The organism is Oscillibacter sp. CU971, assembly GCF_905219725.1.
Lineage (GTDB): Bacteria > Bacillota > Clostridia > Oscillospirales > Oscillospiraceae > Oscillibacter.
Genome location: NZ_CAJMXG010000291.1, coordinates 1 through 3,107 on the forward strand (window position 1 = coordinate 1; position 3,107 = coordinate 3,107).

The window sequence follows — 3,107 nt, forward strand, 5'->3', positions numbered from 1 at the left end:
TTATGGCAATTGACCTTGTAACCAAATTTCAACCTTATGTGGATGAACAATTCAAAAACGAATCCAAGCGGGACCTTTTGACCAACCGGGATTTTACCTGGGAGGGGGCGCACACCATCAAGGTTTACAAAATCAGCACCAGCCCCATGAACGACTATGACCGGGGCTGGGAGAAAAAAGAGGAGAACTGGAGCCGCTTTGGCCCCGTGGCCGGACTGGACGCCACCACCGAGGCGTTCACCCTGAACAAGGACCGCTCCTTCACCTTCGCCATTGACAAGCTGGACCAGGACGAAACCGCCCAGCAGCTTTCCGCCGCCTCTGCCCTGGCACGGCAGAACCGGGAAGTGGTGATCCCCGAGGTGGACAGCTACACCTACAGCGTCATGGCCTCCAACGCCGGGCACAAGCCCGCCGCCGTNGCCCTGACNGCTGAGAACATCTTCGAGGAGATCACCAAAGCTTCCCAGGCGCTAGACGACGCGGAGGTCCCGGAAACGGGCCGTGTGCTGCTGGTGACCCCCGCCGCCTATACGCTGATGAAGAAAAGCCCGGACATCACGCTGGACAGCGACGTGGGCCAGGAAATGCGCCTCAAAGGCGTCATTGCCAACCTNGACGGCGCTGCCGTGGTGAAGGTGCCCGCCGTGCGCCTTCCTGCTGGTTTTGGCTTCATGCTGGCCCACCCGGTTGCCACCGTGGCCCCGACGAAACTGGAGGACTTCCGCATCCACCAGGACCCGCCCGGAATCTCCGGTTCTCTGGTGGAGGGCCGTATCTGTTACGGCGCGTTTGTCCTGGAGAACAAGACGAAGGCCATTTATTACCAAGCTCTGCCCGCCGCCGCCAGCAAGACGGCAGCCAAGGGCTGACCGGAAGGGGCGTGCGGGCTTCGGCCTGTGCGCCCCGCATCATAGGTGATGTTATGGCAAAGAAACGGTTACGAATGGGCACGTCTACGGAGGTACGGCGGGCTGTGAACAAAATCAACAATATGTTACTCAACAACGAGATCAGCGCTACAACGGCCAATGCTCTGCTGTACGGCTGTAAAGTCTGCCTGGGCGCGATCCGGGTTGACGATCAACAGGCCAAGATCAACGAGCTGGAGAGAGCAATTAAGGAGCTGGAAGTGGATGGAAAGAAATATTTTTGATTTGCGGAGGTGCTGAGAGTGAATAAGGTTTACGAACTTGCGGCGCGGCTGGAGCGGGTGCGGCTGGACATCATCAACCGGCCCCCGGCGGACGCTCTAAGCGTGAGCCTGGAGACGTTCTATAAGGGACACACGGAGGCTGACCTGATGGAGCTGGCGGCGGCGCTGGAGAGCGATCCGGTATGAGGGCCGTTGAATGTGAGGCGGGGAAACTCCGCGTAAAGGACAATTGGGTGTTTTGCCCGGTCTGCCGCCGGGGGGAGGTCCTCAAGCTCCGCCCAGGAACCAGGGCCGAAAATCTGGCGGTGTACTGCCGGGTCTGTAAGACGGAATCGGTTGTGGATATTCTTACTTAGGAAAACGGCGAAAAAATAACGACCAAGCAACGACCAAAACCGCCATGATCGAAGTAAAACAAAACCCTGCATCCATTGCGGTAGAATGGATACAGGGTTTTGCTGTTGTGGAATCCCCGGACAATCTGGATATTTTGTTCTGATTTAAGAAAAAATCAGGCGAGAAGAATCCAGAGAAAATTTTTAAGAAGTAGGCTCATCAGAGACAGCAAAGACCTGGATAGGCCACGCTTACAAAGTGGGAATCAAAATCTTTAGGTCAAGATTTATTATACCATTATATTGAGAGATGGTCAACCCATTTGCAGTCTCTTTTCAGCTTGAACTGCCTACTTAAGTCACATAGCGGGCCCTGGACCTGGGCCCACAGAATATTCGGCAGCCGCTGACGTTTCCTCTGGCAATTGCTGAGCCTCATCATCATTTGAAGCGGCCAATTCCTGTTCCATAGCGAGAAAGCGGTCATAGTCGCTCTCATACAATCGGTCCTGGATGATCCGGTATCGCTCAAATTCACTTTCTGCATGAGCTTTTGCGATCTCAGCAGTAATCGCTCCGGCATTTGTCAGTATCTCCCGGTCGTCCGCCTTCAGGAAGATATCCAGCCGCTTGGCCCAGTCCTCCATCGTCATCGGGATGTGGCGCCGCGCTCGGTCTTCCGCCAAGTCAAGGTATGCGGACACGATGCGCTCCAGTGAATAAAGCTCATCCTCCGTCAGGTAGTTCTTTGCTATGGAGACGTCGCTTTTCATGATCTTCCCGAGAGGAGCGTCTTTCCAGGACGTCAGGCCCATGTGCGGTTGATCTGCGTTGGCCCGGTAATATACCACCTCGGCGGCGGTATGCCCGTGAACTGCAAAGTGCATCTTATTCTGGACTTTGGCGAAANACTCCTTTGTCGTTTTCGCCGTCCTGTCATAGTCAAGGGCCGTGGCATAGATGTCCGTGATCTTCTGATAAAACTTTCTCTCAGACAGCCGGATCTCCCGGATCTTTTCCAGCTGTTCCTCAAAGTATTTCTCCGTCAGAACAGTGCCGCCGTTCTTCAGCCGTTCCTCATCCATGACCCAGCCTTTGATCGTGTAGTCCTTGACGATTGCATTGGCCCATTTGCGGAACTGCACGGCCCGCTCATTGTTTACCTTGAAGCCCACCGCAATGATTGCCCGCAGACTGTAATGATTGGTATTGTATCGTTTTCCGTCGGAGGCAGTTATTAAGTATTTCTTAATAACTGCCTGTTCTTCCAGCTCATTATCCGCAAAAATAGTTTTTAAATGTTGGTTGATAGCTGATACGGAGACTCCATACAGTGTTGCCATCATCTTTTGGGTAAGCCAAATATTCTCATCTTCGTATCGCATCTCAATACTCTCCGCACTGTCACCCGTAGAGGCTACAAAGGTGAGGTACTCGGCGGCGCTGGAGCGGATACTGATTTCGTTTTTCTTTTTCCCCATGAACATCCTCCATAAATGGGCCTATGGATCGGCAGTCTAAAATCATCGCGGCGGATAATCTTAGAAGCTGTACCAATAGAGGGAAAAGTAGTATAATGAGGGAATGATACAGAAAAATGAGCGACGCAGCTATGC

General features: G+C 53.4%; 5 protein-coding genes. 4 read left to right on the plus strand and 1 reads right to left on the minus strand.

The window, feature by feature from the left end; translation table 11 throughout:
* The 4 genes from JX325_RS14250 to JX325_RS14265 form a co-directional block, all read left to right on the plus strand.
* On the plus strand, positions 1–872 hold an 872-nt coding region (locus JX325_RS14250), incomplete at its 5' end, for a hypothetical protein (protein ID WP_204791751.1).
* A gap of 104 nt (positions 873–976) precedes the next feature.
* The gene (locus tag JX325_RS14255; RefSeq protein WP_204791752.1) at positions 977–1,156 is read left to right on the plus strand and encodes a hypothetical protein; all 180 of its coding nucleotides are present in this window, start codon (positions 977–979) and stop codon (positions 1,154–1,156) included.
* 18 nt (positions 1,157–1,174) lie between these two features.
* Positions 1,175–1,342, plus strand: coding sequence for a hypothetical protein (locus tag JX325_RS14260; RefSeq protein WP_204791753.1), 168 nt, complete (start codon positions 1,175–1,177; stop codon positions 1,340–1,342).
* Positions 1,339–1,512, plus strand: coding sequence for a cysteine-rich KTR domain-containing protein (locus tag JX325_RS14265; RefSeq protein WP_204791754.1), 174 nt, complete (start codon positions 1,339–1,341; stop codon positions 1,510–1,512). Before JX325_RS14260 ends, JX325_RS14265 begins: the two co-directional genes overlap by 4 nt.
* 338 nt (positions 1,513–1,850) lie before the next feature.
* Here the strand turns inward: JX325_RS14265 and JX325_RS14270 are convergent, their stop codons facing one another.
* Positions 1,851–2,972, minus strand: coding sequence for a virulence RhuM family protein (locus JX325_RS14270; protein WP_204791755.1), 1,122 nt, complete (start codon positions 2,970–2,972; stop codon positions 1,851–1,853).
* Positions 2,973–3,107: the final 135 nt, after the last annotated feature.